This window comes from Streptomyces sp. DG2A-72 (genome assembly GCF_030499575.1).
In the GTDB taxonomy this organism is placed as follows: Bacteria; Actinomycetota; Actinomycetes; order Streptomycetales; family Streptomycetaceae; genus Streptomyces.
Window position 1 is genome coordinate 7,025,635 of record NZ_JASTLC010000001.1, and the last position, 13,551, is coordinate 7,039,185.

At 65.6% G+C, this 13,551-nt stretch carries 13 protein-coding genes and 3 pseudogenes; 12 read left to right on the forward strand and 4 right to left on the reverse strand.

The window, feature by feature from the left end; translation table 11 throughout:
• Positions 1–25: 25 nt before the first annotated feature.
• Both QQY66_RS33495 and QQY66_RS50520 read left to right on the forward strand, forming a co-directional pair.
• A complete protein-coding gene (locus tag QQY66_RS33495) occupies positions 26–373 on the forward strand; it encodes a hypothetical protein (RefSeq protein ID WP_301984049.1) in 348 nt (115 codons plus the stop codon).
• Between the two features lie 151 nt (positions 374–524).
• On the forward strand, positions 525–1,460 hold the full coding sequence (locus tag QQY66_RS50520) for a DUF6602 domain-containing protein (protein ID WP_367667011.1): 936 nt from the start codon (positions 525–527) through the stop codon (positions 1,458–1,460).
• Positions 1,461–1,830: 370 nt separating this feature from the next.
• Here the strand turns inward: QQY66_RS50520 and QQY66_RS33500 are convergent, their stop codons facing one another.
• On the reverse strand, positions 1,831–2,190 hold the full coding sequence (locus QQY66_RS33500) for a UTRA domain-containing protein (RefSeq protein ID WP_367667096.1): 360 nt from the start codon (positions 2,188–2,190) through the stop codon (positions 1,831–1,833).
• On the opposite strand from QQY66_RS33500, the pseudogene QQY66_RS33505 reads away from it, so the two are divergent.
• The 10 genes and pseudogenes from QQY66_RS33505 to QQY66_RS33550 all read left to right on the forward strand — a co-directional run.
• A pseudogene (locus QQY66_RS33505) lies at positions 2,107–2,340 on the forward strand (replication initiator); the annotation flags it as partial. The gene QQY66_RS33500 and the pseudogene QQY66_RS33505 overlap by 84 nt on opposite strands.
• Positions 2,330–2,541, forward strand: a pseudogene (locus tag QQY66_RS33510) (helix-turn-helix transcriptional regulator). The pseudogenes QQY66_RS33505 and QQY66_RS33510, both read left to right, overlap by 11 nt.
• A pseudogene (locus QQY66_RS33515) lies at positions 2,538–3,927 on the forward strand (tyrosine-type recombinase/integrase). Before QQY66_RS33510 ends, QQY66_RS33515 begins: the two co-directional pseudogenes overlap by 4 nt.
• 190 nt (positions 3,928–4,117) lie before the next feature.
• Positions 4,118–4,885, forward strand: coding sequence for a hypothetical protein (locus QQY66_RS33520; RefSeq protein WP_301984050.1), 768 nt, complete (start codon positions 4,118–4,120; stop codon positions 4,883–4,885).
• Positions 4,886–5,309: 424 nt separating this feature from the next.
• Positions 5,310–6,206, forward strand: coding sequence for a DUF5655 domain-containing protein (locus tag QQY66_RS33525; RefSeq protein ID WP_301984051.1), 897 nt, complete (start codon positions 5,310–5,312; stop codon positions 6,204–6,206).
• Positions 6,207–6,541: 335 nt separating this feature from the next.
• On the forward strand, positions 6,542–7,243 hold the full coding sequence (locus QQY66_RS33530) for a hypothetical protein (RefSeq protein WP_301984052.1): 702 nt from the start codon (positions 6,542–6,544) through the stop codon (positions 7,241–7,243).
• 160 nt (positions 7,244–7,403) lie between these two features.
• A complete protein-coding gene (locus tag QQY66_RS33535) occupies positions 7,404–7,907 on the forward strand; it encodes an HAD family hydrolase (RefSeq protein ID WP_301987787.1) in 504 nt (167 codons plus the stop codon).
• Complete coding sequence (locus QQY66_RS33540) at positions 7,810–8,190, forward strand: NUDIX hydrolase (protein WP_301984053.1); 381 nt, start codon at positions 7,810–7,812, stop codon at positions 8,188–8,190. The genes QQY66_RS33535 and QQY66_RS33540 overlap by 98 nt, the downstream gene beginning before the upstream one ends.
• A gap of 257 nt (positions 8,191–8,447) precedes the next feature.
• Positions 8,448–9,890 carry a DNA phosphorothioation-associated putative methyltransferase gene (locus tag QQY66_RS33545; protein WP_301984054.1) on the forward strand — a complete coding sequence of 481 codons (1,443 nt, stop codon included), beginning with the start codon at positions 8,448–8,450 and terminating at the stop codon, positions 9,888–9,890.
• Between the two features lie 59 nt (positions 9,891–9,949).
• On the forward strand, positions 9,950–10,801 hold the full coding sequence (locus QQY66_RS33550) for a hypothetical protein (protein ID WP_301984055.1): 852 nt from the start codon (positions 9,950–9,952) through the stop codon (positions 10,799–10,801).
• 113 nt (positions 10,802–10,914) lie between these two features.
• Here QQY66_RS33550 and QQY66_RS33555 read toward each other — a convergent pair whose 3' ends face one another.
• From QQY66_RS33555 to QQY66_RS33565, 3 genes are all read right to left on the reverse strand, one after another.
• The gene (locus tag QQY66_RS33555; protein ID WP_301984056.1) at positions 10,915–11,820 is read right to left on the reverse strand and encodes a phosphoadenosine phosphosulfate reductase; all 906 of its coding nucleotides are present in this window, start codon (positions 11,818–11,820) and stop codon (positions 10,915–10,917) included.
• 125 nt (positions 11,821–11,945) lie between these two features.
• A complete protein-coding gene (locus QQY66_RS33560) occupies positions 11,946–12,593 on the reverse strand; it encodes a hypothetical protein (RefSeq protein WP_301984057.1) in 648 nt (215 codons plus the stop codon).
• A gap of 85 nt (positions 12,594–12,678) precedes the next feature.
• Entirely contained in the window at positions 12,679–13,533 is an 855-nt protein-coding gene (locus QQY66_RS33565; RefSeq protein ID WP_301984058.1) for a phospholipase D family protein, read from the reverse strand.
• Positions 13,534–13,551: the final 18 nt, after the last annotated feature.

Consider the following 13,551-nt stretch of genomic DNA (forward strand, 5'->3'; position numbering starts at 1 on the left):
TGTGCAAAACGAAGATCGTTTGATCTTGTTTACCGCTGTTGCAGAACTGACAGTGTTGCGCGCCCTCGAACTTGCGGGGGAGCGCATCATTAGGTGGGCTGAGCGCTCCTCAAGAGGACCGCTCAAAGCCTTCAAGCCAATTTCCGTGCACGTACAGCGGCCTGTTAAAGAAGCTGACCTCGACGAGGTCCTCCCGAAAGGGGCTTGGGCAATCCCGGCTGTGGCGGGCCTCCCGGATGAACTTATTGAGGTGCTCGATAGACATACGCGGATCCTCCTTGTGGTTGGACTCGAATTCCGTCGAGAGGATCTTATCCTTACACTTTCCCGACTTCCCCTCGAAAAGATGCCGCTGCCGTGGCTTCCTGCTTGATCACCTAAGGGCTGTCCCGCTGCTCCGTCCGCACGGCATGTGGGTGGATCACGTCGGGGCGGAGACGGCCGGCCACCGTCTGGCTTGGCCCAGGTTCCCGATGATGATTTCAATACGTCAACGGGTAAGTGACCCGTGTGCTGGGGTAATCATGAGTAAGAATGTGCACCATCGATGGCTGCAATCCGTAGAAGAGGATATACAACGGGAGTACGCGAGGCTTCACGAGGCTGCTCGATCAGATCCGCAGCGGGCAGGACACGGAGGTGAGGGGACATGGAGAAGGATTCTCGGGGACTGGCTACCGCCCCAATATGAAGTGGCGACTAGGAAGTACATCATCCCGGAAGTGCCAGATGGTGACGTTTTTGAGACTGACCTCGTAGTTTTCCAGCCTAGTTATCCGCAAGCGCTGAGACAGCGTGAAGAGGTGTTGGCCAGTGGGGTGGCAGCCGCTTTTAGCGTAAAGCTGACCCTGAATCGAGATGGAATAAGGGACGCTTTTGAGCGTGCTGCAAAAGTTCAAAGGGGGATCAAGCCTTGGCTTGGTACGCCGAGACATGAAATGACACCCCCATTCCCCGTCGGCCTACTGGCCCATTCGCATTCGTGGAAGAAGTCGGGAACATCTGCCGCGTGGAATGTGTACACCCTGTCTATGGAAATGGACAAGCGGTATGCGAAACATCCCAGGGAGAGTCTGGATTTTCTGTGTGTTTCGGATTTGGGTATGTGGTGCACCTCAAGAGTTCCGTTCATCCCTCAAGATGTCTTGCTGCGCATGAACGCTGAAGAAGCGACCCGGCATGAGAATGGCGCGGCGCTAACGTCCGTAATGCAAATGGATGCGGGGGAGTCTCCTACAGTTGCGGTGCTAATCGCCAATTTGTACGCACGGCTTGCACTAAACGACCCTACCCTGCGCCCCCTTGCTGATGGGTTCCGGGCAACCGGGGATGCAGGCGGGGGAGGCGGAATGATGCGCTTCTGGGAATTGAGTACGACGTTCAGCCCCGCAGTGTGCTTGGGATTGCGAATGGGGGTCGGTAGGGACAGGCATGGGGACTGGAATGCCATCTACGGTTAGCGCTACCTGTCAACGTCGGCGGAATGGCTTTGGGGTGGCGCTGCTTTGACGCGAGTGATCATGGCCCCGTAAGCTTTCCGGCGCGTCGGGCAGTCTGTGGACCTGCCCGGGAAAGCACGACGTTGGGGCCATGATCTTCGAGGCTCGCGCCAAAGTGGCTCCGTAAAGCCGTGGAGCCGACCGCCCCAGCCACGACGTACCCCCTCTCCGGCATCAGGCGGCTGATTGCTGTGCGCGCGGAACGGGCGGCGGCCGGGCTGGAGCGGGGCGGAGACTGGAGCGCAGGCCCGGCCGGGGGCCGGGCCGCGCGCGGGGAGCGGAGCGAGCCGCCTTGATCACGTGAAGAAAGTTTGAGCCAACTCGGGTTCGGCTACAGCCTGAACGACAGCTCCAATTCGTTGCCAGGCAGGTGGAACTCCTCCAGGGCCAGGGGCATGTCTGCCTCCGTGAGCGTCACGCGGATGACGTGCAGAAGGGGTGCCCCGTCCGCTAGTCGGAGGGCATGGGCCTGGTCCGGTAGGGGCATGCGGATGCGGACGTACTCCGTGAAGTGGGGTTCGTGGCCTAGATCGGCGAGCGCCGCGTACAGCTCCGGCGCCGGGGGCGGAGCCTCCTCGTACTTGGTGTCGATGAGCACCGAGAACGGCTCGGGTACGGCGGGCACTTCTCCTCCAAGTCGCGCCGTTACTCGACCACGTTGACCGCCCTCCGGCAGGCCCGTGCCGATCACCGCGCGGAGCAACAACGGGCGTCCCTTGGTCTGGCCGGCCAACCGACCATCACGGTCGGCCAGTGGCGCTATGCCGGACGTGGCTACTCACCGGCGGCGGCGCTCCTGGCTGCTTCGGTGCGGGAGGGCGGCGGTCGTCATGGCGCGTGACAGCCGTGCGAAGACGGCCGAACTGCTCACTGTCCGCCAGGTGCTCGACGAACTGGGCGGCATCTCGCGGCGCACCTTCTACCGCTGGCGGGACTGCGACTCGCTCCACCCTGCATCCGTCTCCCGAACGGGGAGCTCCGGGTTCGGCGAGACGTGCTCAACGACTGGTTGGAGGACCGGGCGCAGGGGGCGGCGCCGTGAAGTCGTACAAGGTCGTCATCTGGAAGCTCAGCATCAACCGCTCCGCGAAGAAGCCGACGTACCTCGTCCGCTGGTCCGTCGACGGCGAGCCCTTTCACAAGTCGCACAAGACGAAGGCGCTCGCGGACCGCTTCCGCGCGAAGCTGCTTCGGGCGGCGGACAAGGGCGAGCCGTTCGACACCGTGACCGGCCTGCCGGACTCGTTACGCGGGGGCAAGGCGGCGCTGTCCCTGCTCGGGCTGGCGCTGAAGTACATCGATGCCCGGTGGGCGGAGGCGTTGGCCAAGCAGCGCGACACCATGACCGACGCCTTGGCGACTGTCCTGCCCGCGCTGGTGAAGCCGGTTCGCGGGCGGCCGGCTGCGACCCATCTACGGCGGGCGCTGCGCTCGTACGTGCTTCCTCCGCCTCGGCGAGAGCGCGAGCGGCCCGAAGAGATCGCGGCGGCAGCGAAGTGGATCGAGAAAGCCTCGCTGCCGGTCGCGGAACTCCAGGAGATCACCCGAGTGCATGACCTGATCGACGCGCTCACCCGGAAGCTCGACGGCAAGCCTGCGGCCACGCAGACCTACCGGCGTCGTCGTGCAGTGGTGTTCAACGTCCTTGAGTACGCTGTGGAGTTGGAGATACTGCCCTCGAACCCGCTGAGTCGGGTGCGACGCAAGCGGGGGAAGCGAGCCGTCCAGGAAGTCGACCGCCGGGTGGTGGTCAATCCTCGGCAGGTGCGGGAACTGCTGGCGGCGGTGACGTACGTCGGTGGGTACGAGCGGGCGAGTGGTCGACGGTTGCGGGCGTTCTTCGGCTGCCTGTACTACGCGGCCATGCGGCCCGGTGAGGCGCTGGGCCTGCGTCTGTCGGACTGCACGCTCCCGGAGAAGGGATGGGGCCGGATCGACCTGGCCGAGACCCGGCCAACCGCCGGGAAGGCGTGGACCGACTCCGGCGAGGCACACGACCGGCGCGGTCTGAAGCAGCGGGCGGACGGTGAGGTGCGCATCGTGCCGATACCCCCTCCGCTCGCGCGGATGCTCCAGGATCACATCAAGGAGTTCGGCCCGGCGGAGGACGGCCGGCTCTTCTCCAGCGAGCGAGGCAACGTCGTAGCCGCGTCGTCGTACTCACGTGCATGGACGCAGGCTCGGAGCCTGGCGTTCCCGCCCGAGCAGGTCTCCTCCGTCCTGACAACTCGCCCGTACGACCTCCGGCACGCGGGCGTCTCCCAGTGGCTCAACTCCGGCGTGCCCGCACCGGAGATGGCTGCTCGCGCGGGGCACTCGGTCGATGTCCTGCTGAAGAATCTACGCGAAGTGCATCGACGGCCAGGAGCAGGAGATGAACGAGCGGATCCTCAAGGGTCTGGGGGAGGAGGACGACACCGAAAAGTGAAACGACCCACGCGGTCCTCCCGACCCACGCGGTCCTCACACGAAAGCTCCGGAGCGATCCGGAGCTTTCGTCATGTTCGCAGTGCTGGGCTGCTCGGCTCCATTGCAACAATCCGTTAGTGGTGAGGAAGCACGGGGCCTAGGTTGCGGCTGTGCATCCCCTTCACTTCCAGGCCTCACAGACGCCGGGCATGAATGTCTATCGCTACCTTCCCGGCTCGGAGGCAGCCGTGACTCAGCACTGGCCGGGCCTGTTCCAGGGGTGGCCGCCGGGACCAACTCCCTTCACCGAATACGCGGTGAACAACAACAACACGGAAGAGATGGCCGTCTACCTGGGCCTGGCTTGGCGGCTGACAGCAGGCCTGACCCGATACGCGATCCCCACGTACTACCGAGACGATGCCGCGCAGGCTCTGGGGCGCGAGCCTGTGCTCGTCGACTGGGAGTACGAGATCGAAGCAGAAGATCCCCACGCGGTGCGAGACAACGGCTTCGTCCCAGGGCGCTCGACTGCTGACCGGCACAAGCCCGATTCCTGGGGGAACACCAATCGCGCCGGGCTGTTCGAGCTCTCAGCACCACGAGATCTCGTCCGTCTCCTCCATGCAGTCCTGCTGGACGCAACCGCAGAGATCACCCTCTTCGGTGTTGCCCCCGGCATCGACCGTCGGGCGGCTCTTGTCGCTTCGTTGTGCGGCTCCGCGCGACCGAGCCTGCCCTCGGTCCTCAGGGATGCGGATGTCTTCGTCGACCTGACGATTGGCTCCGACGTCGGCTACTACGATGCGATCACGGTCGCTTCTCTCGCTGACCTCCAATTGCGGATTGACACCTTGGCGATCGACTTCGCACAGCGGATCGAGGCCTACGAGAGTCGCCTCGACGATCTGTCTGACATGACGGCGTTCCTACGTGCCGTCCATGAGCTCGCCGGGATCACGTTGGACGTGCCCTGACCTGTGGAAAGGAGCGCCAAGATCATTACGTGGTCATTACGTGATCATTGTCATGGCGCTGCATTCGACCGCATCCGCCTGCACATACGCGAAGACCCCGCACTCAGCTAACGCGCTGATGGCGGGGTCTTTGGGCACCTAATCCAAGGTGCCCCCGGCAGGATTCGAACCTGCGCACACGGCTCCGGAGGCCGTTGGCTTTAGCGCCGTCTTCGCAGGTCAGCCGCCTATCTGACGGCTCGTTAGGGGCGTTGGCCCACAAATGGCCCACGAAGCAGAAATGCCTTGCATTGTCGCTAGTGTCCCGTTTGCTGTGTCGCGATGTCCTGCGGGTGCCTCCTTGAGATGATCCCGCGATCCAGCTGGAAATAATCCAGCAGTCTCTGATGTTGCCCCTCGGCCACCGCAACATCGAGGAGGGAAGGTGTCGGGTCTGAGGCTGTTCAGCACCACGAGCGGCGTGACCGAGGTTATGCCGCGTCTCGCTGAGGTCGAGGCAGAGGTGCAGGACCTCATCGAGGCGAACATGCAGGCGATGCTCGGGGTGCGGTTCCTGGCGAGCGAGTACAGCACCGGGCCCGTCCATGGCGGCCGGATCGACTCGCTGGGCATCGACGAGAACGGCGCGCCGGTGGTCGTGGAATTCAAGCGCGGCACCGATGCCGGGGTGATTCATCAGGGCCTCTACTACATGTCCTGGCTGATGGATCACAAGGCGGAGTTCCGGCACCTGGTCCGCGACCGGCTCGGGGCCGCAGTCGCGGCCCAGGTGCTCTGGAGCGCACCCAGGCTGATCTGCGTAGCCGGCGACTTCACCCGATACGACGTGCACGCCGTACGCGAGCACCGGCGCAGCATCGACCTGGTCCGCTACCGCTTCTTCGGCACCGAACACATCGGCCTTGAGACAGTCGCTTCGGTCTCTGGTCGGCCGGTCGGCCCTGGCGCATGCCGGCGTCGCCCCGCGGCTGAAGCGCTGGGTAGCACACGGGCGGGCGCGGACAAGGCCATGGCTGAGCTAACTGCGTCGGTCGACGAGGTTCTGCTCGGGCTCGGTGACGACATCACCAAGGTTGAGAACAGGACCTATCTGGCGTACCAGCGTCTGCGGAACTTCGCCTGCGTCTGCCCGCCCCGGCAGACCAAGCTCCTCGTCTACCTCAAGGCCGACCCGAAGGAGGTCGACCTCGTCCCCGGGTTCACCCGGGACGTGACAGGACTTGGCCACCACGGCACCGGCGATCTAGAGGTGCAGCTGCGCACGGAGCGGGACCTGGAGCGAGCCCAGGACCTGTTCCGCCTCAGCTACGCCGTGGCGTAGCAGAGGTTCGGCTGATGCGTCTGCGCGGAGCGTGGACGGACCGGGCGGGGAGTGAAGTTGTGGATTGCGGTCGTCTCAGTGCCTCTCGACAGGAGCGGGTGGGAAGTGGCGGTGGACTACTAATGGTGCGGAGGATCCCCGGTTTCGCTAACCGGGGATTCCGTGCTACATGGCGGCGCGCCTAATCCCCGGCTGCTGTGTCGTAGCGTCCCGGCCTCAGGTAGGGGCAGGCCGATGGGCTCCGCGCGATGCACGGTCAACACTGTGAGCGGGTTGCTCGCTCGGACGGTGCCTGTTCCTGTTTTACCGGCGGGAGTGTCGGTAGTGTCCGAGGCATGGCCTACACCCCTCGCCGTCCGGTCGCAGATCTTCCCTTTGACGCGCAGGACATCATGCTGCGGTACAGCCACAGCCACCCCGCTGTCCCCTTCGAGTTCGAGGACACGCTAGAGGTCTGGCCCGTCGAGATCAGCCGCTATCATGGCGAGGACGACTGCCCGCGGTGCCGGGAAGACGGGACGTGTGAGTTCTCCGAGACCGGCATTCCGATCGGTGACATGTCCTTCGTACGGATTCGCAGCTACACAAAGGATTCCGGTTGGGAAGCGGCGGACTCCTACACCGGAGACATCGAGAAGGTCGTCTCAGTGTGCACGGAGCCTGAATATGCCATGACCCCAGGGCTGCACTGGTCTCCGGAATTCCAGGAGATGGTCGAAGGGGTGGGGGATCTCCTGATTATGGATCGAGTCCGGCTGAATGCCGAGTTCCGCGGATTCGGGATCGGGGCTCTGGTTGCCGCGGAGGCCATCCGCCGCCTGTCGCCAGGGTGCGCCGCAGTGGCTTGCGAGCCCGCCCCGGCTGAAGGGGAATTCGATGATGACGAGCCCGGATTCGCTAAGGCGCAGGCCAGGATCGCCGAGGTGTGGGAGTCGATCGGCCTCCGCACTTTCAAGGACGGTATCTACCTGCTCGACACCAGCCTGCAGCATCCCATCGACTGCCGGGAGCGCTGGCAGAGGTACTTCGGGCGATAAGGCTTGGCCGCCAGCGCATCATGACGAGTGTTGTAGGTGTATCGATTCCGCTGCGTGACGGACTGATCTGCCAGGCTTAGTTGACCCATCTTGAGATCACACCGATGCGGCCCGAAAACCCAAGTGCCCGGAGGCCGTGGCTCGTGATCTACTGCCGATCATGCCGTTGCTGATGTTGGATCTCGACAACACCTTGGTCGATCGCGATGCTGCATTCCGGGCCGCAGCGACAGCGCTCCTGGCGGAGCACGCGCTGCCTGAAACCGACATCGAATGGCTGATGGCTCTCGACGCGAGCGGCTACACGCCCAAGCCGGCTGTCGCCGAGGCCATGGCGGACCGCTACGGGGCGGCGCCTCCCGTGAGTGCTATCCGGACGCTTCTCGACCGTGGCGCGGCTGATCGCGTCGTACTGGCTGAGACCACCCGCGAAGCGCTCACCACGACGCTCGCCAATGGCTGGACCTGCGTGATCGTCACCAATGGCCGCGTTGTCCAACAGGAATCGAAGATCCGCAACACTGGCCTGGACCGGCTGGTCCAGGGCTGGGTGATCTCCGAGGGCATTGGTTGCAGGGGCCACCCCCGGCGGCGCCCTGGAGGCAGGGGAGGACCACGCTGCTGCCGCGCTCCGCGAACTGCGCGAAGAACTCGGCGTCGATGAAAAGAACGTCGCGCTAGGCACGCAGCTGGCCCAGCGCAGCCAGGAGCAAACCGTCGGCGGGCGGGTAGTCCGGCAGGTTGAGCGGTACTTTCTAGCCCACCTTGAGCCCGCGGATGCCGACCCTGCCCGAGCCACTCAGCCCGACAACATCCAGGCCCACCGCTGGTGGACGCTGCAAGAACTGCGGGAGACGCCGGAGACGATCTATCCCGACGGCCTCCTCAGCCTGATTGCCGGGCTACTCGCCAACGGCGTGCCCAAGTGCCCCATCACCCTGCGCTGAAGCGAGCGGCACACCTCTTCGGAGATCCGGGTCACCTGCGCGGCAGTCGCGCCCTCCTGCTGGCTTCAGGCGTAACTCGGGCAGACCCTCGGCGTCGTCACCTGGACGACCCGCCACGCCCGCAATCGTCACGAGAGCAGCGTCACCCGAGGTCAGCAGGGAGGCGCGACTCCGCGTAAGCCGGGTCGCCGGATCGGGTGTCAGTTAAGGTTCGGTGCTGTCGCATGCTGGCCTGTCCGTGGAATCAGGGGACGCCGATGACACAGCAGCTGTGGAGCAGCCAGAGGCATCAGACCGCGATCGGCCGAGTCGGCCTCTCGCTGCCGGCTCGTCGCGCCGTCGGCGACCTCCAGCTGGAACCCGACACGGGAGTACTGGACTACGGGTGCGGACGTGGCGGCGATGTACGGGCACTGCAGCACCTCGGCCTCGATGCCGCGGGGTGGGACCCGGTCCACTTCCCGGACGGGCGGCGTGAGCCGGCCGAGGTGGTCCTTCTCACCTACGTCCTGAACGTCATTGAGGATCCCGCCGAACGACGCGAGACGCTCCTACGAGCCTGGGACCTCGCTAAATCGGTGCTGGTCGTGTCCGCGCGGCTGAGGTGGGAGCGCAACCAGATCAAAGGCGCGGAGTACGGCGACGGCATTCTCACGCAGCGCCGCACCTTCCAGCGCCTGTACGCCGCTGGCGAGCTGCGCGACTACGTCGAGGAGGCCACCGGCGTCCGCTGCGTGTCGGCGGCGCCCGGCATCGTTTACGCGTTCAAGGACGATGTGGCCCGCCTGAGTTACCTCGCCCGACAGGTCGCTCCTGACGGGGGGTGGCTGGCGTCCGAGGACACCGCCTCGGCGATCACCTCGGTCGTCGATCATCTCGAACAGCGCGGCAGGATGCCTCAGCTGGAGGAAATGCCGCAGCCCATCATCAGCCTCCTTGGCCACCTGCGCCCCGCTGAACTCAAGCGCCTTGCCGAGCAGGAAGCCGACCCCGCGAAGGTAGAACGAAGCGCCGAGCGCGGAGCCCTCGACACACTGCAGTTCCTCGCGCTGGAGCTGTTTCACGGCCGAGGCCCGGTCAGCAGTCTGCCCCTGCCAGTTCAACTGGACATCCGTGCCTTCTTCCCGTCGTACACCGAGGCGTGCCACCGAGCGGATCGGCTGCTGTTCAAACTGCGCGACGACGCCTACGTCCGCCGGGCGATGAACGGATCGATCGCCGGCAAGTTCACCGCGACCGCCCTGTACGTTCACCGCCGCGCACTCCATCGGATCCCGGCCGTGCTGCGCCTGTACGAGCAGTGCGCGAGCATTGCCGCTGGCCGTCCTGGCGAGTGGTCTGTCGTCAAGCTCCGCCATCAGGGCCGCGGGGTCAGCTGGCTCGACTATCCCGAGTTCGACGCGGATCCCCACCCGCGAATCGCGGCCTCGTACGCCGTCGACCTGAAGACCCTCAAGTCCTCCTTCACCTCGTACGCGGACTCCACCAACCGTCCCCTGCTGCACCGCAAGCACGAGTTCCTTGCCGAGGATGATCCCGACGCACCCAAGTACCGGAGGCTCACGGACGCCGAGGTCCGCGCCGGTCTTTACGAGAGCCCGCACCTGATCGGCACAGAAGAGGGATGGGAGCGCGAACTCGTTCGCTGCGAGCGGGAGTTGCGAGGCCACAGGCTCGTACGGCGCACCACCAGCACCTGAGCCTCGCTCCGGCTCTCGGCACCGCAGTGATTGTCAGTGCCGTGTGCCACGCTCCACCCATGACCACCACCCGGATGGAGGGCTCCTGCCTGCCCTCATACCGAACGCTGTCCACCCTCGCGCTGTCCGAGCCCGAGGACCATGTCCGTGAACTCACCGACTGGGTGGAGCATGCCTCCGCCGTCACAGGAACCCCCGGGGCGCAGAACGGCTGGGACACGGCCTACAAGTGGCTGCGTCTCGCCCAGGGCCTTCGCACGGTGACGTTCGACATGTCCTACGACGACGGCGGCATGTGCTCAGCGGGCCTCGACTTCGACGCCGTCTGGACCGAGATGATGGAGGAGTGGCAGCAGCACCAGGTCCGTCTCGGCTACCTGCGCGCAGCACTCGAAGGATTCGTCCGGCTGCTGTACCCGGACACCGCGGAGCCTGGTCTGGCGGTGGAGGCCGCTGAGCAGCAGTTGCAACACCACGCCGACGCGTGGCCGGTGCGCGCGCATGCGGTCGCCGACCATTTGCGGACGCATGCCTCGGACGGCGTGCCGGGCGCTGGCCCCTCGGTGGCGGCAGCGGTGACCCAGGCGATTGGCCTGCACGAGATGGCCGTCCGGGGCCGCGCCGCCATCCCCGAGCCGGGAAGCGACGATGACGGAAAGGTCTTTCCCACCGGACACGCCGAGGTCTGTGCGGCCAAGGAAGCCTCCACGGTACTGCTGCTGGGGATCCAGCTGTTGATGACCGCGGCGGTGAAGGAAAACCGCGTCGCTGTCTTCGACGACAAGTACCTCCTCGACGGCATGTGGATTCCCGACTCCGCAGGCGGCAGCCGATGGGTGGACGAAGAAATGCCCTACGGCGAGTACCTCGCCGTTCTCCACCTCCAGCCCGGCGAGCCGCCCGAGCTCTGATTCCGCGACCAGCAGCGCCCTGCGACGGCCACGTCGGCAGCCTAGAGGCAAACGACGGGTGGGCCCGACGCCAATGGCTTCGGGTCCACCCGTCGTGGCCTGCTCGGCAGGTATCAGGTCATGCACCAGCCGGAGTCGCATGCCCCGTCACCCTCATCGGCTTCGCCTTCCCCCGGGCTCTCATCGGGGATGGCTTGAGTGAGCGGGATCCCGTACCGCGTGAGATAGACGTCATCCCGGCCGAGCGCCGCCCGTCGGCGGTTGATCGTCTCCTCCAGCCGGACCGACTGTGCGAACAATTCGGGCTCGTGGCGACGCTGGTGGCGCCAGGCGTCGACGGTGCGGAAGGGGCAGAAGAAGCAGGAGCTCTTGGGTGGTACCGGCAGGCCGGCCTCGGTGATGATGCGCTCGCAGTCGTCTCGGCGCAGCCCGAGGTCGAGGAGGGGGTACTCGATGACCTCGTGGGCTTCCTTCCGCCGACGGTTGGCGCGATGGATTTCGTCGAGCGAAATGCCGATGCCGACCGCCGCCGGTGCCTTCGCGGTGGCGCCATGCTCCCGAAGCCACCGCCCGACCACCTTGATCTTGAAGTCTGCGGTGCAGTTGCGGCGGCCAGGAGCGCCGTTGGCCATACGGACCGGGATGGGGATCGACCGAGTATCCGGCCGGTTCAGCCGCTGCATGAGGGTTTCCGTGGCCCCGTCACGGCGGCGTCGCTTGAGCTCGTAGATGTGCAGTCCCGCACGCTCGGCGTAAGGGATGGCGATCTCGCGAACGTACGCGAGGGTCGCCGGGTGCTCGCTGTCGTCCCCGACATTGGCGAAGAGGAAGGTGGAGAAGTCGATCTCGCGCTGGGCGGCTAGCACCAGCAGCGCGGTCGACTGGACGCCGCCTCCGTAGGAGATGACCCTCATCGGGTATTCACTTGACTGGTGAGCGGCCAGGTCGAGGACGGCCCGTGGGCCCGTTTCCGTCGGGTTGTCGTGGTGGGCTCCGGGGGTGCGTGACAAGATCGGCATGTGAGAGACAGTATGGATGAAGCATCGACGTATCAAGTGTTTCTCTCACAGCTGTCGGCGAACACTGCTTAGCTAGGCGGCATAGCGTCCTGGGGATCCGTCCCAGTCAGGTAGGGAGAGGCCGACTAAGGTCGCGGCTCGATGATCACAGAGTGTCCCTCCGCCAGGACTGCCGCCAGGAACTCGGCCGCGGCTGCTTGGTCGGCACCAGTGAATGTTCGTGCTGCGGGCGGGGCCTTGTGTGGCGGCTGGGAGAGGGGCTCTCTTTGCCTGCGCCCACGTGGTTTCTGCGGGGCGCGGTGACCTGTACGCAGCAGCTCGACCTCGGACGAGAGGATGGTGCGCTGCCGCTGTTGCGCATCATCCACGATGGTCTCCAGGAGCCAGAGAGGGGACCCGGAGAGGGTCAAGTCAGCCTCGGCGATTTGGCGCCGGTTACGCCATCGGGAGATCGCCTGCGCGTCCCGCGCGAGGACGCGGGCGGCCTCCTGGATGCCGAGGATGACGGGCAGGTCCTCCTTGTCCTGGACCGCGTAGCCGCGGGGGATGCCGGTCTTGTAGGAGGCCAGCCGGTCTCGCGCCACGTGGCGGTCGCCGACGCCGTCTAGCCGCATTACCGTCGCCAGCAGCCAGTACGGGTTGCCGGACGCGACCAGGTCAGGTGCGGCGAGGGCACCCTCTGTCCGCCATTTCTGCGATGTTTGGCGCTCCACTCGATAGAGGGAGGCGATTTCGGCATGGCCCAGCAGGAACGGGACCCGCACCTGTGCCATGAGGGGCCTTCCCATCACCTTCGTCTCCGTGGGGTGGCGATGAGTGGGGGAGTTGCTCCGCCGCCCTACGCCGTGCACGCAGATCTTAGGTGTGCTCCCGTCCTGGCCGCAGCTCCCACGAGCCCACCTCGGTGTAATAGCGGCCGAAGTGCTGCAACCAGGCCGCGAGGGTCTCCGTCGTCCTCCGTGCCTGGTCTTCCGGGTCTCCTGTCCGGTCCACGATGGCCTTCTCGAGCTCGATGTTGCTGAGGCGCTCGCCGACGAGCAGCTTGTGGAGTTCTGGGATGGCGTGCAGCCGAGCTTCGACCGCCGCGTTGAAGTCGTGCTCCGCCAAACCTGCCGGGACATCGAGCATGGCAAGGTCCTGGATGATGCCGGCCTCAACCGGCGAGGTGAATCGCGTTCGCCCGCTGTAGAGCGCGAACACGTTCTCCGGGCGCCTCGTCTCCGGGTACCAAAGGGGGGCGGGTCCACCCTCGGCCGGGGGCGCGATGCGTTCCTCCTTCAGAAGTTCTGCCTGCTTCCGGACAAGGGCGGCCACCACGGGTGTGGCCGCTGTCGAGCGGGACTCGATCAGACTGAGAACGCGCTGCACTTCGAGATGCGTGACGGGCGCATCCAGCAAGAGCTCCACGTTGGCGTTGGGGACTCGGCCGGTGGCCTTGCCGGTCAGGTTCGCGGATCCGACCAGGCATCGGTCGTCGGCGACGTAGATCTTGGCATGCAGCGAGGGGCAGAGAGTGATCTGCACGCGTTCGTCCCGCTCCGCCGCCTCGATGATCTCGGGATCGGAGACTCCGGCGGCTACCTCCGCCGGAGTCCAGCGCGTGACGCATTCGATCGTCTCCACCGAGGCCGGCACCGAGGCAAGGATTTCCTCAAAGACGGCCTTCTTGATGAAGGGCGCCACGAGGATCACTCGCGCGGTGGCGCCCTTCACCAGGTCGGCTATCTGCTG